This is a genomic window from Pseudomonas extremaustralis (genome assembly GCF_900102035.1).
In the GTDB taxonomy this organism is placed as follows: Bacteria; Pseudomonadota; Gammaproteobacteria; order Pseudomonadales; family Pseudomonadaceae; genus Aquipseudomonas; species Aquipseudomonas extremaustralis.
The window spans coordinates 2,675,734-2,696,646 of sequence record NZ_LT629689.1 but is presented as its reverse complement, the minus strand read 5'-3'; the positions used below and the strand labels follow the sequence as shown (position 1 = coordinate 2,696,646).

Here is a 20,913-nt window from a genome sequence, read left to right as displayed (position 1 = left end):
ATTCCACTCATAATGGACTGAATGGATGTAATGGTGTGACGGATAATCTCAGCGGCGTGATCGCCTTCGTCAAAACGGCAGAAGCCCTCAGCTTCGTGGGGGCAGCGCGGGCACTGGGGGTTTCCGCCTCGGCGGTGGGCAAGAATGTCGCCAAACTCGAAGCCTCGCTGAATGTGCGCCTACTGCACCGCAGCACGCGCAAAGTCGGCCTGACCGCCGAAGGTCAATTGTTCTACGAGCGCTGTCGGAAAATTCTCGACGACCTGCACGACGCCCGCGCCATGCTTTCCCATGCCATACAAGCGCCCCGTGGCAAGTTGCGCGTCAGCCTGCCGACCATCGGCTACCGCTTTCTCTTTCCGCATATGCTCGCGTTCAGGCAGACCTACCCGGAGATCGAGCTGGAGCTGGATTTCAACGACCACCTGGTGGATGTGATCGAGGAGGGCTTCGACGTAGTGATCCGCAGCGGCGGCCTGGCCGATTCGAGCTTGATGGCCCGCAAGCTGGGGCCGTTCAGGTTTGTGCTGTGTGCATCGCCCGCGTATCTGCGCGAGCACGGGCGGCCGGCAACCCTCGCCGATCTTGAGCGCCACCCATGCCTGCGTTATCGGTTTGCCACCACCGGCAAGATCATGGACTGGACGTTGTCCGCCAACCCCGCGATCACGGCGTTGCGCCTGCCCACCGCGCTGACGTTGAACAATATGGAAGCCATGCTCAGCGCCGCCGTCGATGGCCACGGCATTGCCTACATGCCGGACTTTCTCGCCCGCGAAGCGCTCGCCCAAGGGCAATTGGACACTGTGTTGGAGGGCCATTGCGAGGACGAGGGCCAGTTCTGGGCGTTGTGGCCGTCCAGTCGCCATCTCTCGCCGAAAATCCGCGTGTTCGTGGACTTCGCCGCCGCGCGCCTGTTCACCCCCCCACCAACCGGTAACCCACCTGCAACTCAGTAATGAAGTACTGCGGCTGCGCCGGGTCCGCCTCCAGTTTTTGCCGCAAATGCGCCATGTGCACGCGCAGATAGTGGGCACGGTCGACGTAGTCCAGGCCCCACACTTCCAGCAGCAGTTGCCGGTGGGTCAGCACCCGGCTCTGGCCGCGAATCATCGCGCAGAGCAAGCGGTACTCGATGGGCGTCAGGTGTACCGGCTGGCCGGCGCGCGAGACTTCATGGGTGGCCAGGTCGACTTCGATTTCGCCGAACGCCACCTTGCTGGTCGCCACCACGCTGCCGGTCTGTCCGTGCCGGCGCAGTTGGGCGCGGATGCGTGCGAGCAGTTCGGGCACGCCGAACGGCTTGGTCAGGTAGTCATCGGCGCCCGCGTCCAGGGCGGCGACTTTTTCTTCTTCGCGGTCACGCGCCGACAGCACCAGGATCGGCACCGCCAGCCAGCCGCGCAGTTCGCTGATCAGTTGTTTGCCGTCGCCGTCCGGCAGGCCGAGGTCGACGATCACCAAGTCCGGCTGACGGCTGGCGGCATGGATCAGCGCGCGTTTGACGCTGTCGGCCTCGAACACCTGAAAGCCTTCATCTTGCAGGGCGATGCCGACAAAGCGGCGGATGTTGGCCTCGTCTTCAACAATCAGAATGCGTGCAGTGCTCATAGGGATTCCATGGCGGGCGGGGTGCCCGCCGGTAACGTGATGATGAAATGCATACCGCGCGTGCGGCCGGGGTTGGCATCAATGCGCCCGCCGTGGGCCTCGACGATGCGTTTGGCCAGCGCCAGGCCCAGGCCGATGCCGGCGACGGACGATTCCTGCTGGCCGCGGGTGAAGGGTTCGAACAGATTCGCTGGCGCCTGGCCGGGGCCGGTGTCGCTGACCTCCAGTACGATGCGCTCGCCGACTTTGCTCGCGGCCACGCGGATAGTGGTGCCCGGCGGGGTGTACTTGGCGGCGTTGTCCAGCAGGTTGACCAGCACCCGCTCCATCAGCAGCGCGTCGACTTCCACCAGCGGCAAGTGCGCATCGAGGCTGGTGTGGACGCGGTGCCGCGCCAACGGCTCGCGCAATTGGCGCAGGGCGCTGCCGACGATTTCTTCCAGCGAGTGCCATTGGCGGTTCAGGCGCACGCCACGTTCCTGCAGGCGCGCCATGTCCAGCAGGTTTTCGATCAGGCGCTGCATGGACGTGGCTTGTTCGTGGATGCCGTGCAGCAGCTCGGTGAGCGGCCCCGGCGGCGCGTGGGGCAGGGCGGTGTCGGCGGCGCCGATCAGCGTGGTCAAGGGCGTGCGCAGGTCATGGGAAATCGCCGCGAGCAAGGTGTTGCGCATTTTCTCGCCTTCCATCTGCACCAGAGTGCTTTGCGCCACCTCGACGAAATGCACGCGCTCCAGGGCAATCGCCAGTTGGCTCATGCAGGCTTCCAGCAGGCGGCGTTCCTGCGGATCGTTCAGGCGCTCGCTCTGGGCCAGTTCCAGCACCAGCACGCCGCGCACGCGCATCGGTGCTTTGAGCGGCAAGTAGCAGCCCTTGGCCGCCGACAGGGTGTCAGTGCCGTGGCCGGCGGGGTGGCCGTGGTCGTAAGTCCATTGGGCGATGCTGTCGTCGATCGGCAGCCCGGCCGCGCTCACGCTGTGTACGCCATCGGCGGCATCCGGCAGGGCCAGGCCGACCCGGGCTTCGAACACGCCGCTGAAGGTGCGCAGCGCGACTTCGCTGATGTGCTCCACGGTCAGCGCGGCCGACAGGTCACGGGCCAGGCGCGCCAGGGAGGTTGCGCGGCGTTCGCGTGCGGCGGCGGTGCGCGCTTCGTGGCGCAGGCGCGCGGTGAGTTGGCCGGTAATCAGGGCGATGCCGAGCATCAAGGCAAAGGTGAAGAAATACTGGGTGTCGTTGACGGTGAATGAATAGCGCGGCTGTACGAAAAAGAAGTCGAAACACAACACCGCGAGCATCGCCGCCCACACGCCGGGGCCGCGTCCATAGCGCAGCGCCACCAGTACGACGGTAAGTAAAAACAACATGACCACGTTGGCCAGGTCGAACACCTGCAACAACAGCGCGGCGACAGCGCTGGCGGCGAAACAGGCGAGGCTGGCCCAGACGTAGGCCAGTCGAGTGCCGGGCAGCGCTGCGGGTTTTTCCCGCACGGCGGGCTTGCCTGGCAGCAGGCCGTGGGCAATCACGATCTGATCGATTTGCGGGTGGTGGCGGCTGATCCGGTCGCTGACTGACTGATGCCAGAAGCGCCACCGGCGGCGCGGATGATGACCGAGTACCAGGCGATTGGCATTGTGCTCACGGGCGCAGGCGACCAACGCTTCGGCGACGTCCATGCCTGGCAGCGTGGCCGTATCGGCGCCGAATTCGCCGGCCAGGGCCAGGGTTTTCATCGCCGTCGGGTAGCGCTTGGCGCCGCGCCCCTGGGCCGATGCGACGTGGACCACAATCCAGTCGGCTTCCAGCTTCTGTGCCAGGCGCGCCGCTTCACGCACCAGGCGTTCGTCGCCGGCGTCACCGGCTATGCCGACCAACAGCCGCTCGCGGGCCGGCCACAGGGTCTTGATCGACTGTTCGCGGCGGTACACACGCATCTGCGCGTCGACCCGGTCAGCCGTGCGCCGCAGTGCCAGCTCGCGCAGCGCCAGCAGGTTGCCCTTGCGGAAAAAATGCTGCGAGGCGCGCGCCGCCGCCGGGCCCAGGTACACCTTGCCGTCCTTGAGGCGTTGCAACAGATCGTCCGGGGGGAGATCGATCACCACCACGTCGTGGGCGTTATCGAATACATGGTCGGGCACGGTTTCACGCACGCGGATGCCGATGATCCCACTGACCAGGTCATTCAGGCTTTCCAGGTGCTGCACGTTGAGGGTGGTCCAGACATCGATGCCGGCGCTGAGCAGTTCTTCCACGTCTTGCCAGCGTTTGGGGTGGCGCGAGCCGGGCGCGTTGCTATGGGCCAGTTCGTCCACCAGCACCACGGCAGGACGGCGGCGCAGGGCGGCGTCGAGGTCGAATTCGCTGAGCGCAAACTCGCCATGCTGCAGCGCGGCGCGAGGCAGTTGCTCCAGGCCATGGAGCAACTCGGCGGTTTCCGCGCGGCCGTGGGTTTCCACTATCCCGGCCAGCATGTCGCGGCCCAGGGCGGCTTCGCGTTGCGCCGCGGCGAGCATGGCGCAGGTCTTGCCCACCCCGGCATTGGAGCCGAAGTAGATCCGCAATTTGCCGCGCAAGGCGGCCTGTTCTTCTTGTTGGACCCGCGCCAGCAGGGCGTCGGGGTCGGGGCGTTCCTGGTGAGTTGCTGACATACAAATCCTGATAAGTGCCGCATTTGAAGTGTGGGAGCGGGCTTGCTCGCGAATGCGCGGTGCCAGCCAACTCATCGGTCACTGATACATCGCCTTCGCGAGCAAGCCCGCTCCCACATGGGGTTGTCGGTGTTACACCAAGCCCAACCCCGTCAGCAGCAGGTCGATCAGCTTGATCCCGGCAAACGGCACCAGCACGCCGCCGAGGCCGTAGATCAGCAGATTGCGGTTGAGCAACGCCGCTGCGCCGATCGAACGATAGGTCACGCCGCGCAGGGCCAGGGGGATCAGCGCGACAATGATCAGCGCGTTAAAAATCACCGCGCTGAGAATCGCCGAGTTGGGGCTGGCCAGGTGCATCACGTTCAATGCGCCGAGCTGTGGATAGGTCGCGACAAACGCCGCCGGGATGATCGCAAAGTACTTCGCTACGTCATTGGCCACGCTGAAGGTGGTGAGGGCGCCGCGGGTCATCAGCATCTGTTTGCCGACCTCGACCACTTCGATCAGCTTGGTCGGGTTGCTGTCGAGGTCGACCATGTTGCCGGCCTCTTTGGCGGCCTGGGTGCCGCTGTTCATCGCCACCGCCACGTCGGCCTGGGCCAGTGCCGGCGCATCGTTGGTGCCATCGCCGGTCATGGCCACGAGCTTGCCCTGGGCCTGGTAGTCGCGGATCAATTGCAGCTTGTCCTCCGGGCGGGCTTCGGCGAGGAAATCATCCACGCCGGCCTCCACCGCAATGGCGGCCGCGGTCAGGTGGTTGTCGCCGGTGATCATCACGGTCTTGATGCCCATGCGCCGCAGTTCGGCGAAGCGCTCCTTGATGCCGCCCTTGACCACGTCCTTGAGCTCCACCACGCCCAGTGCCTTGGCACCGTCGCTGACCACCAGCGGCGTGCTGCCGCGCCGCGCGACTTCATCGACCTTGGCCTGCAAGGCTGTGGGGAAACTGCCACCCAGCGCCTCGACATGGCCGCGAATCGCGTCCGCCGCGCCCTTGCGAATCGCCCGGCCTTCGGGCAGGTCGACGCCGCTCATGCGGGTCTGCGCAGTGAAATGGACAAAGCTGGCGCCCAGTTGGTTGATGTCCCGCGCGCGGATGTCGAACTTCTGCTTGGCCAGTACCACAATGCTGCGGCCTTCCGGGGTTTCATCGGCCAGGGACGCCAGTTGTGCGGCGTCCGCCAACTCCGCCTCTTTTATGCCCGGCGCGGGGAAAAAACCGCTGGCCTGACGGTTGCCCAGGGTGATGGTGCCGGTCTTGTCCAGCAGCAACACGTCGACGTCGCCCGCCGCTTCGACCGCCCGCCCGGAGGTGGCGATGACATTGGCCGACATCATCCGGCTCATGCCTGCCACGCCGATGGCTGAGAGCAGGCCGCCGATGGTGGTGGGGATCAGGCACACCAGCAAGGCCACCAGCACCGTGGCGCTGACCACGCTGCCGCTGCCGCTCATGGCCACGGCGAAGATCGAGTACGGGCTCAGCGTGGCGATCACCAGCAGAAACAGCAGGGTCAGGCCCACCAGCAGGATGGTCAGGGCTACTTCGTTCGGGGTTTTCTGGCGCTTGGCCGACTCGACCATCGAGATCATGCGGTCCAGGAACGACTCGCCGGGGTTGACGCTGATGCGCACCACCAGCCAGTCCGACAGCACGCGGGTGCCACCGGTGACCGAGGAAAAGTCGCCGCCGGCCTCGCGGATCACCGGCGCCGATTCGCCGGTGATCGCGCTTTCGTCCACCGACGCCACGCCTTCAATCACGATGCCGTCCAACGGCACCAGGTCGCCGGCTTCGATCAGCACCACCTGATCTTTGCGCAGCAGCGTCGCAGCCGTTGGCAGCCACGCCGCGCCGTGCTTGGGCTGTTGCAGCAACTTGGCCAGGGTCTCGCGCTTCATCCCACGCAAGCTCGCGGCCTGGGCGCGGCTGCGTCCTTCGGCCAGGGCCTCGGCGAAGTTGGCGAACAGCACGGTGAACCACAGCCACAAGGTGATGCTGAGGATAAAGCCGCTGGGGGCTTCACCCTGGCCGCCCAGGGACTGGAACCACAGCAGGGTGGTGAGGATGCTGCCCAGGTAGACCACGAACATCACCGGGTTTTTCCATTGCGCCTGGGGCAGCAGTTTCTTCAGCGCATCCCCACAGGCAGTGAGCACGATGGCGCGATCGAACAGAGGTATACGAGCATTTTTCATGAGGGACATCTCTTACTCACTGGCCGCAATGGGGGGCTGGCGCGATGGCAGGCGGGCGTCCAGCGCAAGGTTGAGTGGCAGCACATTGACCCGTGGCTCGCCGAGCAGGCCGAGGGTGCGCGCGCTGGTATGTTGCTCGACCAGTTGCAGCAGCTCGGCTTCGGGGATCTGCCGCAGGCGCGCCACCCGGGGCAGTTGCAGCCGCGCATTGGCCAGCGAGATATGCGGATCGAGGCCCGAGGCGGAAGCGGTGACCGCATCCACCGGTACCAGGGCGTCGGCGGCCAGGCCGTTGGCCTGGCGATAGGCCTGGACGCGTGCGGCTACCTGGTCCACCAGTTTCTGGCTGGTCGGCCCCAGGTTGCTGGCGCCGCTGGAACCGGCGTTGTACGGCTGCGACACGCTTTTACTTGGGTCTTTCGGGTCGGCGCCGAGGGTCATGCTTGGGCGGCCGTGGAAGTATTCCGGCCGGGTGAAATGCTGGCCGATGAGGGCCGAGCCCATGACCAGGCCGTCCCGTTCGATCAGCGAGCCGCGGGCCTGGAACGGGAACATCAGCTGTGCGGTCACGGTGGTGAACGCCGGGTAGGCGAACCCCGTCAACAGCATGAAAAACACCGCCGAAACCAGCACTGGGCGCAACAGCCCTTTGACTATCGATTGAGTTGTCATCCACGTGTCCTCAGTTGTAGGTCTGGCCGGACAGCAACTGCAGTTGCTCCACCAGCGGGCCGAGTGCGAGCGCCGGCAAAAAGGTCAGGCCACCGACCACCAGCACCACGAACACCACCAGCACCATGAACAGCGGGGTCGCGGTGGGAATGGTGCCGGCGCCGGCGGGTACGGTTTTCTTCATCGCCAGGGAGCCGGCCACGGCGAGCATCGGCAGCATCGTGAAGAAGCGCCCGATCAACATCGCCAGGCCGATGGTGGTGTTGAAAAACGGCGTGTTCGCGTTCAAGCCGGCGAAGGCCGAACCGTTGTTGGCGGTACCGGAGGTGTAGGCGTACAGCACCTCGCTGAAACCGTGGGGGCCGAGGTTGTTGAGACTGGCCATGGTGTCGGGCCACAGGGCGGCGAGGGCGGTGAAGCCAAGGATGCTGATGGGGTGCGCGAGTACCGCGAGCATCACCAGTTTCATCTCCCGCGCCTCGATTTTCTTGCCGAGGAACTCGGGGCTGCGGCCGATCATCATGCCCACCAGGAACACCGTCAGCAGGGCGTACTGGATCAGGTTGATAAAGCCCACGCCGTCGCCGCCGAACACACAGTTGAGCATCATCTGCGCCAGGGGCACGAAACCGCCCATGGGGGTCAGCGAGTCGTGCATGGTGTTGACCGAGCCGGTGGTCGCCGCTGTGGTGGTGGCGATGAACAGGCTGCTGTCGGCGATGCCGAAGCGCAGTTCCTTGCCCTCCATGTTGCCGCCGCTTTGTTCCAGCGACAGGCTCTGGTTGGCGCCGGCCTGGGTCAGCAGCGGGTTGCCGTTTTGCTCGGCGCCGTAGACCAGGGCGAGGAAGCCGATGAACATCACCAGGAAGGTGCCGAAAAACACCCAGCCCTGACGACGCTGCACCAGCATGCTGCCAAAGGTGTAGGTCAACGCCGACGGGATCAGCAACATGCTGAGGATGTGCAGGGCGTTGGTCAGCGGCGTCGGGTTTTCGAATGGGTGCGCGGCGTTCATGCTGAAGAAACCGCCGCCGTTGGTGCCGATGTGCTTGATCGATTCAAAGCTGGCCACCGCGCCGACAATCAACTGCTGCTGCGCGCCTTCCAGCGTGGTGACCAGGGCCTGGGAGGCGAAGGTCTGCGGCATGCCCTGCCACACGTACACCAGCGCCATGCCCACGCACAGCGGCAGCATCACGCGATAGAGCGTGCGGGTGAAGTCGACCCAGAAGTTGCCGATATCGCCCGAGCCGGAGCGGCTCAAGCCGCGAATGAAAGCGGCTGCCGCGACTACGCCGGAGGTGGCACCGACGCACATCAGAAAAGTGATGACCGCCATCTGGCTGAAGTTCGACAGGCTGGTCTCGCCCGAGTACGCCTGCCAGTTGGTGTTGGTAATAAAGGACACGGCGGTGTTGAACGCCAGGTCCGGCGATTGCGCGGCCAGCCCCAGCGGGTTGATCGGCATCACCGCCTGCAGGCGCAGGACTGCATAGCCCAGCAACATCATCGCCGCGTTCGACAACAACAGCGCCGAACCGTAGCGGGCCCAGCCCATGCTTTCCCGTGGGTCGATGCCCAGCAGGCGATAGGTATAACGTTCCGGCAAGGCATGGTGGGTTCCGGTGAACACCCGGGTCAGCCATTTGCCCATCAGTATGGCGAGTCCCGTCATCAACCCCAGGACCAGCGCAAATTCCAGCAGCGTGCTTAACATGTCGTGGCTCCGTTCAAATCTTGCCCATGGCGACAATGGCCATGGCAGTCGCAACAAAAAACACCAGGGAAAGGCCAATAAACATCAGGTCGTACATGGCGGACTCCCTAGAATTTTTCTGCGCGAATAAGGGCGTAGCCCAAGTAAGCGAACAGCCCCACGGCACATAAGCCGCTGGCGATATAAATGAACGTGAGTGTGTGCACGGTGTAACTCCCCTGAGTGAATGAGCCGCAGTGGCGGACGCGGGGAGGTTAATCGTTGGGGTATCAAGCCCAGGCACTGATTCGCGGCGGCGGTATTAAGACGGCATATAGATGAAGTTAGGCAGGGCGAACGAAAAGAAGGGATAGCCCGCCGCCCGGGTATCCCTTTAAACACTGGGGTTCTGCTGATGTTGACGCGCCGCTTATTTGGCTTTCTTTTTCTTCTCGCTGCGGGTGGCGAGGTGTTCGAAGCAAAATGCGGCGGTGCCGAAGAGCGCAATCAATGACAGGACGATCATGCCTAAAGTTGAACTTTCCACGATGACTTCCTACGGGTGTTGGGGGTAGGAAGTGACGGTAGAGTGTCCGGGCTTAGTTGCTCAATAGTGACGACGTAATCGTTATGGGGAATGGGCAATCTATACGCATTCTTTACGCAAAGCAGAACAACGCCGCCCCTCCCACCATTCAACAGCGTGCAAGTTTAGAACTTACAAGTTGCGACTATGCCGATAGTCGCTGACGGCTTCGTACACCGCTTTGCGCAACCGGTTGATCCCGCCGATCGGGCGATGCGCCTCCAACCCGAACCACGGGTTGAACGACTGGTTGTCGCACGCCAGGTTCAGCGCCGGGGTGTCGAAATCCTGAGGGGGGATCTTCACCCTGGCCACGGTTTCATAAGGCGCGTCGCTTTCCTTCCATTCGATACTGGTGTCTTCGATCGGCATGAACTTCTGTGGGTTCTGCCGTTGGATCTGCAGCACGAAACACGCCGGCACGCGGTCGGTAGACAGTTGCTGGTTCAGGGCACTGCGCAAGAAGTTCGGCAGGTTCTGGTTCTGTGGGGGCAGTACATATTCCGGGCAGCTTTGTGGGTCGGGCGCGACGCGGAACTTGGCGTTGGCCGTGCCGAACTTGTAGGGCGATACCGAAAAGTAGGTGGTCTGGGTCGGGCTGGCTGGCGCGGGGGCCAGGGTCGCCAGGGCGATAAACAGGTGGCGGACCTGCCAACTGCGCGGGTCGGCCTTGGGGAAAAATGCCATGACTTTCTTGCCATCGGCCTGGGCGCCGATGTTCTGCGCGTACTCCGCCACATCGCTGACAAAGAAGTTCGGGTGGCTGAACATCACGAAGTCCTGTTCCGTGCGTGATTGCTGGTCCGCCAGCAGCTGTTTGCCCGGTACATCCAACAGCTTGAGCGCCATGCCGCGGGCATCGCGGATGCTGTCGAACTGCGGGTAGGCGTTGCCGTTGGACAGTCGCATCAGCGCCTGCCAGGTTTTGCCCGGCTCGGCGAACACACCCTGGCGCAACGCCGGGTCAAGGTCTGGCAGCACGTTGACTTCGGCCTTCACGCATCCATGGGCCTTGGCGTGGGCATCGCGCAGGTAGCGCGTGCCTTCGCGGTGTTGGTCAACGATGCGTACGGCGGTCTGGATAATGCCCTGGGTCATCGCCGCTTCACCCGCCGGGATCTGCTCGTCCGGCGACACCGGGCCGCTGTGTTGCCAGGCATACCAGGCCATGGCGGCCAGCCAACCGAGCAGGCCCAGGCCGGCCACCCACAGTAAGGTCTTGCCCAGAAACGCGCCGAGACGCAGCCAGAGTCGGGCGAGCAGGGAGCGTTCGTGGTGGTTCGATCGGAAAATCATGGCAATTGTTGCTCCAGAGGGCCGCCCAGCACTTTGAGGTATTCCAGCAGCGCCCAGCGTTCCTGCGGCAGCAAGCCGCGGCCGATGACGCCATTTCCACGCTGGCCGGCACGGAATTCGTGGCCGCTGTTGTGGTTGCCGGTGATTTTGGTATCGAACAGGAAGGCGTTCTTGAACGCTGTTGTCTCAAAGCCCAAGTGGCGCGGATCGTAGTTGAAGGTGCCTTTATAGAAGGTGGTACTGCGTTCGTCCTGGGGCGAGAGCAACTGGTAGATCGTCGGCACCGAGCCGTTATGCAGGAACGGCGGCGTGGCCCACACGCCGGCCAGCGGGCGGGCCTTATAGGCGCGCAACTCGCGCACGCCGATGGGCAGGCCGTAGCCGTCCAGGCGCGGTCGCTCGGCCGGGGTGACACCGGCAGCGCGGTAGGCGTGGTCTTCGACGAAGGCGGTGACGTAGGCCAGACCCTTGGCCACCGACATTTTTTTCAGGTCCAGGGGGTCGGTCGGCGTGGGGTGCAATTCGACATTGAGCTTGGCCAGTTCCGCCGGGTCCCACTGCAGCGCACTGAGGTCATAACGCTGGTCGGCAATGTTGCTGGCAGTGCCAGGGTCGGTGCCGATGTAGTCCACAGGCAGCATCTTCAGTTGTTGCACCGGTCGGCCGTTTTCCTGGGTGACAGTCGGCACATGGCAGCCGGCGCAGTTTTCGGCAAACAGCGCGCGGCCCTGGGCGGCGAGGGGCTTGTCGATGGCGCCGAACAGCGCTTCGGGCCAGGTCGGCGGCTTGAGGCGTTGCAGGGTTTCTTCGATCAGATTGAGGTCGCGCACCCGCACGCTCGATGGGTAGCGCGCCTCGCCCTGAAGCGGCTGGCCGGCGCTGTCGAAGAACGTCAACGTCGCACCCACGCCCAGGGCTTCGCCGATATTGCGCGCCATGGGCTGCTGGGCCGAGCCGTTCCACTGCACCCAGTCGAAGGTCCAGATATCCCACAGCTGGGGGTAATCCACCGGGGCGTTGGCCACGCGGTAATTGTCCGGGGAAATGGCGTCGCCAAAGCTGGCATTGGCGATACGGCCAAACGCGTCGGTACGGCCCGGGCCTTCTTCGGTGGGGTAGAGGCCGCGGTGGGTGTCGTTCCAGGCGACTTTGAGGAACCTGTTCAGCGATTGCTTGAAGTCCTGGCGCAATTGGCCGTGCTCGGCTTCATAGCGATCCCCTAGGACCTGGCGGGCAAACCGTTCGAATTTCCAGGGGTTGTAATAGGTCGCGGCGAGGCTGGCGACCAGGGCTTGGCCAAAGCTGCCACCGCGCAGGGTCGGGACACTGGAAGGCAGCACATGTTGGGCCGAGCCGCCGTCGATACGCAGGGCCTGGCCGTTGAAGTGCAGCTCGCCGGTGTGGCAGGCGGCGCAGGTGATATCCAGGTATTCAACGTTGCTACCGGCGTTTTTGTGCCGGGCGAAACCCACGGGCAGGTTGCCGGGATTTTGCGCGGTGGGCACCTGCTTGGGGTCGACCAGGAAACCGAAGCGTGCCAGGTACTCGGGTGCGGCGAAGCGTTGATCGGAAAACGGCAGTTCAAGTGCAGTGAACCAGTCGTAATGCAGGCCCTTCACTTGGGTGCCCTGGGGGGTGAAATAGTAGGTCTGACGGTCGGCCGCGCTCCACTGGTCCTGGTAGTGGACCTGCTGCACCGGGACGTAGTCCGGCAACTTGGGGTTGGCGGTGTAATAGATCACCACAGCCAGCAATAGGGCCAAAATGGCGAGTATCAGCAGTAAAACACGGGAAAAAATGCGCAAGATAGCTATCCTTGTCTCGGCCTTGTCGAGGGGGTTGCGTTGTTATGCCACCACACCACGGGTGCGGCAAGTGGCCATGAGCCTGGCAGCGGGCCATCCCACGATCCGTCGCGGGCCTGCATCATGAATGAAAATGCGTTTAAACACGTGAACTTATCGGAAGTTTCCTGCTCACATGCCGGTAGCCATTGGTCGTGGCCGCCTGATAAGCTCGCGACTTTATTCGAATGCCCTTTTGGCGCATGAACAAGGAAATAGCATGAAACAGCATCGGTTGGCGGCGGCGGTGGCCCTGGTTAGCCTGGTACTTGCGGGTTGTGATTCGCAGACCAGCGTAGAGCTGAAAACCCCGGCGCAGAAAGCTTCCTACGGTATCGGCCTGAACATGGGCAAAAGCCTTGCCCAGGAAGGCATGGATGACCTGGATTCCAAGGCAGTAGCCCAGGGCATCGAAGATGCCGTCGGCAAAAAAGAGCAGAAGCTCAAAGACGACGAACTGGTTGAAGCGTTTGCCGCACTGCAAAAGCGTGCTGAAGAGCGCATGGCCAAGATGAGCGAAGAGTCGGCAACCGCCGGCAAGAAATTCCTCGAAGACAATGCCAAGAAAGACGGCGTGGTCACTACCGCTTCCGGCCTGCAGTACAAAATCATCAAGAAAGCCGACGGTGCTCAGCCTAAGCCGACTGACGTGGTGACTGTTCACTACACCGGCAAGCTCACCAACGGCACCACCTTCGACAGCTCCGTGGATCGCGGTAGCCCGATTGACCTGCCGGTCAGCGGCGTGATTCCAGGCTGGGTCGAAGGCCTGCAACTGATGCACGTTGGCGAGAAGATCGAGTTGTACATCCCGTCCGATCTGGCCTACGGTGCCCAGAGCCCGAGCCCGGCGATTCCAGCCAACTCCGTGCTGGTATTCGATCTGGAACTGCTGGCCATCAAGGACCCAGCCAAGGCTGACGCTCCTGCTGCACCTGCCGCCAAAAAGTAATCGGCGCCTGAACACACAACGCCCCGTCTCGACGGGGCGTTGTTGTTTCTGGGGCCGAAGGTCCGTCCGGCGTGCATTCAAACGAACCCCTGGAGCCTGAGGCAGTCTGATACAAGACCTGGCTGCGGGTATCCGCACATCAGCGCCAAGTCAATGAAATATTGGGTTTTTTTATGTGCGCAAAAAACGCCCGATCTGACTGGGCGCCTTGTAATCCGCGGCTTTCAGCCTTAAAAACGGGCTCTGTTCACAAGGTTATCCACAATTTGTGTGGATAACCTTTTATGTCGCCTGGAACTGGAGTGACGAATGAAACCACCCTTCAATTTCACCCGCTTTCTGCCCATGGCTGCCCGCTTGCTGGGCCGTGGGCGTCTGCCGACCCTGCTGTTCGCTGTTGCCGCCAAGGGCGCGAGCCAGGGCAATCGCCTCGGCGCGCTCAAGGACGATCTCAAGCTGCTCCAGGCCCTGTGTCTGGCCTATTGGCGTGGTGAATATCGTGCGATCAGCCCAAAGGCGCTGATCTCGGTGGTGGCGGGGCTGATGTACTTCCTGAGCCCGATCGATGCGATCCCGGACTTTATCCCCGTGTTCGGTATGCTCGATGACATCGCGGTACTGGCATGGGTCATGAAGAGCCTGAGCGACGAATTGAGCGCTTTTCGCGCCTGGCGCGAGGCGCAGCGCCCGGAAAAGCTTGCCGTGGTGGAGCGGCTGCCTGCGACCGCAGCCTTGCTGGCCAAGGAAACCCCGCAAAAAAACTGAAGACACGGCTATCCCCCTGCGACCTTTGTGGCTGTTAGGATTACACTCCTAAGGAAAGGGCTTACTTAGTAAGTGTTGTTATCCTACGGGGCAGTCATGGATATTCAGATAATTTCACGCGATGGCGAACCCGAATATGCGGTATTGCCATGGGATCAGTACCAGGCGCTGCTAAAAGCTGCCGGTCAGCCTCAACCTAGTCCATCTTCTGCTACGACTGCCCAAGCCGCCCCCGACCAGGACTTGCGCCCGTTCGCAGACCTGCGCGGCTTGCGCGAAGCCAAGGGCCTGGCGATCGAGACCCTGGCCCGTACCGTGGGGATCAGCCCCTCGTATCTTGGATTGATCGAAAGTGGTGAGCGCCAGCCGGATGCCGCGATCCGCCGCAGCCTGGCCTGGGAATTGGGCGTTGCAGGTTGGAGGGATGAATCTTGAGCCTACGTATCAGCCGTCAACATTGGGATGGGTTACTTAACGAGCTGGACCAGGCGCGCCGCCAGCGCCATCTGCTGACCTACCGCGCGCTGCTGGAGCGCCTGCAATTTCCCACGCCGGCCATGCAAACCCTGGCTGCCGCCCTGGAACACCTGGCGGCGCTGGACGCCAAGGCCGAGCAGCCGTTGCGCAGCTCCCTGGTGATCAGCCAGGGCGCCAGCCGCTTACCGCGTACCGGTTTTTTTGAATGCGTGGAGCGTCTGGGGCGTTTCAGCGGGCCATCCGACGGCGTGGCTGCCGCCTCTTGGCACGCTTCGGAAGTGGTGCGCGTATTCGAATATGACTACCCGGAATCCGCCGAGGCCTAAAGCTGGGCCAGCGCGTCCATGCTGTCGATCACATGGATGCTGTAACCGGCCATATCCTTGGCATGGTGCTTGGCCTGCGACGCCAGCTCCGCCAACTGGCTGGCATCCAGTTGTCCACAGGCCTGTGGATATAAGTGCACCACGCCAATGGACAGTGACAGCAACGCAAACTCTTGGCGCACGCCCTGGCGGTTCAACGCCACGAAGCAGCCTGCCTCGAGATGTTCGGCACGGTAAAAGCGGCGGCACTGGGTGTGGAAATCATCCAGCAACTGGTTGAGCCGCTTGCGCCAATCCTGTGGTCCCAGCACCAGCAAAAAGTCATCGCCGCCAATGTGCCCGACAAAGTCGCGGCTCGGGTCGACCCGGTCATTCAGGCACTGGGCCAGGCACAGCAACACCTCATCTCCCCGCCCATAGCCGTAGATATCGTTGAACGGCTTGAAGCTGTCGATATCCACGTAGCAAATCACCGACTCGCGTTGTTGCTGCAATAACCGCGTGAGGCATTGCTGGATCGGTACGTTGCCCGGTAGCAGGGTCAGCGGGTTGGCGTAGCGCGCCTGCTGGATTTTCAGCTCGGTGATCAGTTTGAGCACGTCGATCACACGACCCAGGCCCAGGTAGTCGCCATTGAGTGTGATGATGAAATCTTCTTCGATGCGCTGGCGGGCGCGGCTGGTCAACAGGCGACTGACTTGTTGCAACGACTGGCTCAACTCCACCGCGAGGAAATCAGTGCTCATCAGACGGCTGATGGGCTTGCGTGCGAACAGGTCGGTGGCGAAGGGTTTGAGCAGGGCGTCGGACAACGAATGCCGATGCACGATGCCGACCGGGTGGCCGCGGCCATCCAGCACCGCCAGGGAATTGAGGTTGGCCTGGCGGCGGAAACACTCCAGCACCTGGGCGGTGGCGGTGTTTTGATCCACCGCGGGGCGTTCGTTGAGCAGTGCGCTGAGGTCGCTGCCGTCCTCGCTGAGGGTGGTGTTGGCGTTGTCCGTTTTGGGCAGCATCAGGCGCGCTTCCTGAGGCGGTTTTTCCTGTGGGCGGCAGAGCAGGTAGCCCTGGACCAGGTCGACACCCATCTCCGTCAGCACCGCTAACTCTTCCGGCAATTCGATACCCTCGGCAATCACCTGGGCGCGGGAGGCCCTGGCGATCTGCAGGATCGAGCCGACGAATTCACGCTTGAGCGCGTCCTGATGAATACCGTCGATGAAGTGCCGGTCGATCTTCACGTAATCCGGGCGCAGTTCTGACCATAGACGCAGGCTGGAATAGCCGGCACCCAAGTCATCGAGTGCGATGGCAAAACCCATGTCGCGGTAATGATGCAGGGCGGTTTGCAGCAGGTCGAAATCGTTGGTGGGCGTCTGCTCGGTAAGTTCGATCACCACCTGGCTGGGCGGAATGCCGAAGTCGCGCAGCAATTGCAGGGTACGCCCCGGTTGGTGCGCGGTCTCCATCAGGGATTCCGGCGAGATATTGAGAAACAGCTTGCCCGGCAGTTTCTGCTCGCTGAAGCGCCGGCACGCGCTTTCGCGGCAGGCCATTTCCAGCTCGCTGAGGCGCCCGGCATGGCCGGCCACGGCGAACAGGGCGACGGGGGAGTGCAGCGGGCTGTTGGACGGACCGCGGCTGAGGGCTTCGTAGCCGAGGATACGTCGTTCCGAGAGGCAGATGATCGGTTGGAACAGGCTGTGCAAACTGCCTTGAGCCAGGATAGAGCCCAATGCATTCAGCTGTTCGGTCATGGTCATGGCGATCTCGATCGAAAAAAAAGGACCGCAGGCACTAAGCCTGCGGTCCTTCATTTCACGACAGAATGATGTCTATATGATGACACTCCAAGGAGCGATCACATTAAGTCGTCATCATTTACTGCTTGGCCACCTGTTTGGTGACTTTCAGGTAGTCCAGCAGGATCCGGCCTGTCTCGGCGAGGTAGGCGTCGTCCTCCGGCTTGGTTTTATCCGCCTCGGTCGGCAGCGCATCCTCATCCTCTTTCTTCAGTTCCTTGAGCGGATCTTCACCCTTGGCCTTGCGGCGGATGTTTTCCAGGGCAAGTTGCTTGTTTTCGATGTCGGAGTGCTGCGCACGGCGGTCCACTTCATTGAGGCTGACGGTTTTTTCCTCCATCAGCTTCTTGGCCAGGGCCAGCTTGTCGCGGATGAATACGAACTCGGCATCCTTGGCGGAGCGGGTGTCGTGGTCAGCCTTCAACTGCGCCAGGAATGGCTTGAACGGATCGGATGCAGGCTTGATCGCTGGACGGATGGTGTCCCACGGCATGGCTTCCGGCAGCGCGCTTTCGCCGATTTCCTTGGTGTCGATGACCGACGGGAAATCGATATCCGGCAACACGCCCTGATGCTGGGTGCTCTGCCCGGAAACCCGGTAGAACTTGGCCAGGGTCAGTTTCAGTTCGCCATGGTTCAGCGGCTGAATGGTCTGCACGGTACCTTTGCCGAAGGTCTGGCCGCCGATGATCAGTGCGCGGTGGTAGTCCTGCATGGCGCCGGCGAAAATTTCCGAAGCCGAAGCCGACAAACGGTTGACCAACAGCGCCATCGGCCCTTTGTAGAAGGCGCCTGGGTTCTCGTCTTCCAGCACGTCCACGCGGCCATCAGCGTTGCGTACCAGCACGGTCGGGCCCTTGTCGATAAACAGGCTGGTCAGCTCGGTGGCTTCCTGCAGGGAACCGCCGCCGTTGTTGCGCAGGTCGATGACCACGCCGTCGACTTTTTCCTTCTGCAGTTCTGTCAGGATTTTCTTAACGTCGCGGGTGGTGCTCTTGTAGTCCGGATCGCCGGCACGGAACGCCTTGAAGTCCAGGTAGAAGGCGGGGATTTCAATCACGCCCAGCTTGTAGTCCTTGCCATCCTGCTTGAGGTTGAGGACTTTCTTCTGCACGGCCTGGTCTTCGAGCTTCACCGCTTCACGGGTGATGGACACGATCTTGCTGGTCTGGTCGTTTGGCGCATTGGTGTGCGGGATCACTTCCAGGCGCACCACGCTGCCTTTCGGCCCACGGATCAGCTTGACCACTTCGTCCAGGCGCCAGCCGACCACGTCGACCATTTCCTTGTCGCCCTGGGCCACACCGACGATCTTGTCGGCCGGAGCGACCTGCTTGGTCTTGTCCGCCGGACCTGCCGGCACTAGGCGCACGATCTTGACCTGGTCGTTGTCGCTTTGCAGGACGGCACCGATGCCTTCCAGCGACAGACTCATATTGATATCGAAATTTTCCGCGTTATCTGGTGACAGATAATTGGTGTGCGGGTCGTAGGACATCGCGAAGGTGTTGATGTAGGCCTGGAAGATATCTTCGGCACGGGTCTGATCCAGACGCGCCAGCTGATTCTTGTAGCGCTTGGTCAACAGTTCCTGGATGGCCTTGGGGTCTTTGCCGGCGATCTTCAGGCGCAGCACTTCGTCCTTGACGCGTTTGCGCCACAGGTCGTCGAGGGCGGCGGTGCTGGTCAGCCAAGGGGCGTCCTTGCGGTCCACCAGAAGGGTTTCCTTCTGGGTGAAGTCGAGCTTGTCGACGCCTTTGTCCAGCTCGGCCAGGGCGAAGTCCAGACGCGCTTTGACACGGTCCAGGTAACGCTTGTAGATGGTGAAGCCGGGTTGCAGGTCGCCGCTCTTGAGGAAGTCGTCGAACTGGGTCTTCCATTTGTCGAATTCAGCGATATCGCTGGCCAGGAAGTAGCTGCGCGACGGGTCCAGCAGCTTGAGGTAGCTGTCATAGATGATCACCGAGCGTGCGTCGTCCAGCGGCGGCTTGCTGTAGTGATGGCGCTTGAGCAACTCCACGACGTTCAGGCTGGCAATCACCTCGTCGCGATCAGGCTGAAGATTGTCCCAGCTGTTGGCTGCGAACGTATTGGTCGACATCGACGCGAAGCCGAGACCAATGAAAAGAGCAAGGGCGGTGCTAGGGAACAAATGCTTCATGCTGATTCGACGCGGGGGCAATTGATAACGCATATTAGGCCGTCTTTGAAGTCGCCGGTTCCATTTGGGCCGGTCGCATAATGCAAAAAGCCCGGCAGCTGCTGCTACGGGCTCAGTCCAGACTCACTATGGAGGCACTGTGAAAGCATTGCAAGGCGTTGAAGGTCATGTGGAGTGGGTTGAGGAGCCAAGTCCTACATGCGATGTAGGCCAAGTTCGTATCCGTGTGGCGGCTGCGGGCCTCAATCGCGCTGATTTATTACAGCGTGCGGGGTTGTATCCACCGCCGGCAGGCGCCAGCCAAATCCTTGGCCTGGAGTGTTCGGGGTGATCAGCGAGGTGGGCGCCGGCTCGTCCTGGCAGGTGGGAGACCGCGTCTGTGCGTTGTTGGCCGGCGGTGGCATGGCCGAAGAGGTGGTGGTGGACGCGCGGCACGTGTTGCCGGTACCGGAAGGTCTGTCACTGACTGAAGCGGCGGCGTTGCCGGAGGTCTACAGCACGGCCTGGCTGAATCTGTTCCAGTTGGCGGGCCTCAAGCCCGGTGAAAAAGTCCTGCTGCATGCCGGTGCCAGTGGCGTGGGCTCGGCGGCGATCCAGCTGTGCAAGGCGTTTGGCAGCCCATGTTGGGTCAGTGTCGGCTCGGCCGAGCGCCTGGCGTACTGCGAGGCATTGGGGGCCCAGGGCGGCGTGGTGCGTACCGACGGTATCGAAGGGCTCCGGGATTTCGGGCCGTTCGACGTGATCCTCGATCCGGTCGGCGGCAGCTATGCGGCGCTCGACCTCAAGTTGCTGGCGCTGGACGGTCGTTGGGTATTGATCGGCCTGATGGGCGGTCGCGAGGCGCAGCTCGACCTGGCACAGGTACTCGGCAAGCGCGTGCAACTGCTGGGCTCGACCCTGCGCAGTCGCGATGATCAGTTCAAGGCCGACCTGTTCAGTGACTTGGGCCTGCATGTGTGGCCGCTGTTTGCCGAAGGGCGCTTGAGCCCACAGTTGGCCGAGACGTTCCCGATCAAGGATGCCGATGCGGCGTTTGAGGCATTGGCGAGCAACCGGATTTCCGGGAAGTTGGTGCTGGTGATCGACGAAAGCCTCGACTGATCCCGGATTGGCATGCACCCGATGGCGGCGTATCAGATGAAACATTCTTCACTGATCCACCGCCATCGGGAGCAAGCCCCCACATTTGATTGGGTTTCAAGTCGAGGGGCGCGGTATCAGGTCCAGTCGTGGATCGGCCAGCCAGCCTTTTCGGCATGTTCGCGCAACACCGGGTCCGGGTTCACCACCTGTGGGAATTCAACCTTGCTCAACAACGGCAAGTCATTGCGCGAATCCGAATAGAAATACGCGCCGTCCAGGGTTTCGCCTTCGCGCTCCAACCAATCCAGCAGGCGTGTGATCTTGCCTTCGCGGTAGGTGAGTACACCGACGGTACGGCCGCTGTACACGCCATGGCCAACCTCCAGATCAATCCCAAGCACTTCATCGATACCGATACGCGCCGCAATCGGCGTGACCAGGTGGGTGCCCGAGGCGGAAATCACCAGGACCCGGTCACCGTTGGCACGGTGGCGGGCGATGGTCTTGGTGGCGTCGCTGTAGATCAGCGGTTCGATAAAGTCCTCGACCCAGGGCTCGACCAGATGCTCGATTTCCTCCGGGGTGCGCCCGATCATGGGCTCCAGGCTGAAGTCCATGAACTCTTCCATGGCCAGCTTGCCCTGGCTGTAGGCGTCCATCAGTTCGTTGTTCCTGCGCATGAACGACTCAGGGTCGACCCAACCCAGGCGGCCCATCTGCTCGCTCCACAGTGTGGCGCAGTCGCCGTGGATCAGAGTGTCGTCCAAATCAAAAATTACCAATGCCATCCGT

Annotated in this window: 16 protein-coding genes and 1 pseudogene; 6 read left to right on the top strand and 11 right to left on the bottom strand. The window is 62.4% G+C overall.

Going from position 1 to position 20,913, the window contains the following annotated elements:
- The first annotated feature begins 35 nt into the window (after positions 1-35).
- A complete protein-coding gene (locus tag BLR63_RS12285) occupies positions 36-959 on the top strand; it encodes a LysR family transcriptional regulator (protein ID WP_010565186.1) in 924 nt (307 codons plus the stop codon).
- Here the strand turns inward: BLR63_RS12285 and BLR63_RS12280 are convergent.
- The 8 genes from BLR63_RS12280 to BLR63_RS12245 all read right to left on the bottom strand — a co-directional run bounded on the left by BLR63_RS12280 (position 919) and on the right by BLR63_RS12245 (position 12,516).
- Positions 919-1,611 (bottom strand): response regulator, encoded by a 693-nt coding sequence (locus tag BLR63_RS12280; protein WP_010565187.1) that lies wholly within the window; start codon positions 1,609-1,611, stop codon positions 919-921. The two genes, BLR63_RS12285 and BLR63_RS12280, sit on opposite strands and share 41 nt — an antisense overlap.
- The gene (locus BLR63_RS12275; protein WP_010565188.1) at positions 1,608-4,259 is read right to left on the bottom strand and encodes a sensor histidine kinase; all 2,652 of its coding nucleotides are present in this window, start codon (positions 4,257-4,259) and stop codon (positions 1,608-1,610) included. Before BLR63_RS12275 ends, BLR63_RS12280 begins: the two co-directional genes overlap by 4 nt.
- Positions 4,260-4,391: 132 nt before the next feature.
- Positions 4,392-6,461 (bottom strand): potassium-transporting ATPase subunit KdpB, encoded by a 2,070-nt coding sequence (gene kdpB, locus BLR63_RS12270; protein WP_010565189.1) that lies wholly within the window; start codon positions 6,459-6,461, stop codon positions 4,392-4,394.
- 12 nt (positions 6,462-6,473) lie between these two features.
- Positions 6,474-7,133 (bottom strand): K(+)-transporting ATPase subunit C, encoded by a 660-nt coding sequence (gene kdpC / locus BLR63_RS12265; RefSeq protein ID WP_010565190.1) that lies wholly within the window; start codon positions 7,131-7,133, stop codon positions 6,474-6,476.
- A gap of 10 nt (positions 7,134-7,143) precedes the next feature.
- Positions 7,144-8,850 (bottom strand): potassium-transporting ATPase subunit KdpA, encoded by a 1,707-nt coding sequence (gene kdpA, locus BLR63_RS12260; RefSeq protein WP_010565191.1) that lies wholly within the window; start codon positions 8,848-8,850, stop codon positions 7,144-7,146.
- Positions 8,851-8,957: 107 nt separating this feature from the next.
- The gene (kdpF, locus tag BLR63_RS32365) at positions 8,958-9,011 is read right to left on the bottom strand and encodes a K(+)-transporting ATPase subunit F (protein WP_231590042.1); all 54 of its coding nucleotides are present in this window, start codon (positions 9,009-9,011) and stop codon (positions 8,958-8,960) included.
- Between the two features lie 536 nt (positions 9,012-9,547).
- Complete coding sequence (locus tag BLR63_RS12250) at positions 9,548-10,678, bottom strand: catalase family protein (protein WP_373419543.1); 1,131 nt, start codon at positions 10,676-10,678, stop codon at positions 9,548-9,550.
- Between the two features lie 29 nt (positions 10,679-10,707).
- Positions 10,708-12,516, bottom strand: coding sequence for a di-heme-cytochrome C peroxidase (locus BLR63_RS12245; protein WP_010565194.1), 1,809 nt, complete (start codon positions 12,514-12,516; stop codon positions 10,708-10,710).
- Positions 12,517-12,775: 259 nt separating this feature from the next.
- On the opposite strand from BLR63_RS12245, the gene BLR63_RS12240 reads away from it, so the two are divergent.
- The 4 genes from BLR63_RS12240 (at position 12,776) to BLR63_RS12225 (ending at position 15,075) form a co-directional block, all read left to right on the top strand.
- Positions 12,776-13,507, top strand: a complete 732-nt coding sequence (locus tag BLR63_RS12240) for an FKBP-type peptidyl-prolyl cis-trans isomerase (RefSeq protein WP_010565195.1) — start codon at positions 12,776-12,778, stop codon at positions 13,505-13,507.
- A 309-nt stretch (positions 13,508-13,816) separates the two neighbouring features.
- A complete protein-coding gene (locus BLR63_RS12235) occupies positions 13,817-14,272 on the top strand; it encodes a YkvA family protein (RefSeq protein ID WP_010565196.1) in 456 nt (151 codons plus the stop codon).
- A 96-nt stretch (positions 14,273-14,368) separates the two neighbouring features.
- Complete coding sequence (locus tag BLR63_RS12230) at positions 14,369-14,707, top strand: helix-turn-helix domain-containing protein (protein ID WP_010565197.1); 339 nt, start codon at positions 14,369-14,371, stop codon at positions 14,705-14,707.
- The gene (locus BLR63_RS12225) at positions 14,704-15,075 is read left to right on the top strand and encodes a hypothetical protein (protein WP_010565198.1); all 372 of its coding nucleotides are present in this window, start codon (positions 14,704-14,706) and stop codon (positions 15,073-15,075) included. The genes BLR63_RS12230 and BLR63_RS12225 overlap by 4 nt, the downstream gene beginning before the upstream one ends.
- Here BLR63_RS12225 and BLR63_RS12220 read toward each other — a convergent pair.
- Positions 15,072-16,838 carry a bifunctional diguanylate cyclase/phosphodiesterase gene (locus BLR63_RS12220; protein ID WP_010565199.1) on the bottom strand — a complete coding sequence of 589 codons (1,767 nt, stop codon included), beginning with the start codon at positions 16,836-16,838 and terminating at the stop codon, positions 15,072-15,074. The genes BLR63_RS12225 and BLR63_RS12220 overlap by 4 nt on opposite strands.
- A gap of 118 nt (positions 16,839-16,956) precedes the next feature.
- Positions 16,957-19,038: a carboxy terminal-processing peptidase gene (locus BLR63_RS12215; protein WP_179130301.1), complete on the bottom strand. Its 2,082-nt coding sequence runs from the start codon at positions 19,036-19,038 to the stop codon at positions 16,957-16,959.
- A 139-nt stretch (positions 19,039-19,177) separates the two neighbouring features.
- On the opposite strand from BLR63_RS12215, the pseudogene BLR63_RS12210 reads away from it, so the two are divergent.
- Positions 19,178-20,139 (top strand): annotated as a pseudogene (locus tag BLR63_RS12210) (zinc-binding dehydrogenase).
- Between the two features lie 116 nt (positions 20,140-20,255).
- Here the strand turns inward: BLR63_RS12210 and BLR63_RS12205 are convergent.
- Positions 20,256-20,909: an HAD family hydrolase gene (locus BLR63_RS12205; protein WP_010565202.1), complete on the bottom strand. Its 654-nt coding sequence runs from the start codon at positions 20,907-20,909 to the stop codon at positions 20,256-20,258.
- Positions 20,910-20,913 lie beyond the last annotated feature (4 nt).

What these genes read in the sequence shown, in the direction of transcription:
- BLR63_RS12280 (WP_010565187.1), bottom strand. Translation starts at nt 1,611, where the DNA reads ATGAGCACTGCACGCATTCTGATTGTTGAAGACGAGGCCAACATCCGC.
- BLR63_RS12275 (WP_010565188.1), bottom strand. Translation starts at nt 4,259, where the DNA reads ATGTCAGCAACTCACCAGGAACGCCCCGACCCCGACGCCCTGCTGGCG.
- kdpB (WP_010565189.1), bottom strand. Translation starts at nt 6,461, where the DNA reads ATGAAAAATGCTCGTATACCTCTGTTCGATCGCGCCATCGTGCTCACT.
- kdpC (WP_010565190.1), bottom strand. Translation starts at nt 7,133, where the DNA reads ATGACAACTCAATCGATAGTCAAAGGGCTGTTGCGCCCAGTGCTGGTT.
- kdpA (WP_010565191.1), bottom strand. Translation starts at nt 8,850, where the DNA reads ATGTTAAGCACGCTGCTGGAATTTGCGCTGGTCCTGGGGTTGATGACG.
- BLR63_RS12240 (WP_010565195.1), top strand. Translation starts at nt 12,776, where the DNA reads ATGAAACAGCATCGGTTGGCGGCGGCGGTGGCCCTGGTTAGCCTGGTA.
- BLR63_RS12235 (WP_010565196.1), top strand. Translation starts at nt 13,817, where the DNA reads ATGAAACCACCCTTCAATTTCACCCGCTTTCTGCCCATGGCTGCCCGC.
- BLR63_RS12230 (WP_010565197.1), top strand. Translation starts at nt 14,369, where the DNA reads ATGGATATTCAGATAATTTCACGCGATGGCGAACCCGAATATGCGGTA.
- BLR63_RS12220 (WP_010565199.1), bottom strand. Translation starts at nt 16,838, where the DNA reads ATGACCATGACCGAACAGCTGAATGCATTGGGCTCTATCCTGGCTCAA.
- BLR63_RS12215 (WP_179130301.1), bottom strand. Translation starts at nt 19,038, where the DNA reads ATGAAGCATTTGTTCCCTAGCACCGCCCTTGCTCTTTTCATTGGTCTC.
- BLR63_RS12205 (WP_010565202.1), bottom strand. Translation starts at nt 20,909, where the DNA reads ATGGCATTGGTAATTTTTGATTTGGACGACACTCTGATCCACGGCGAC.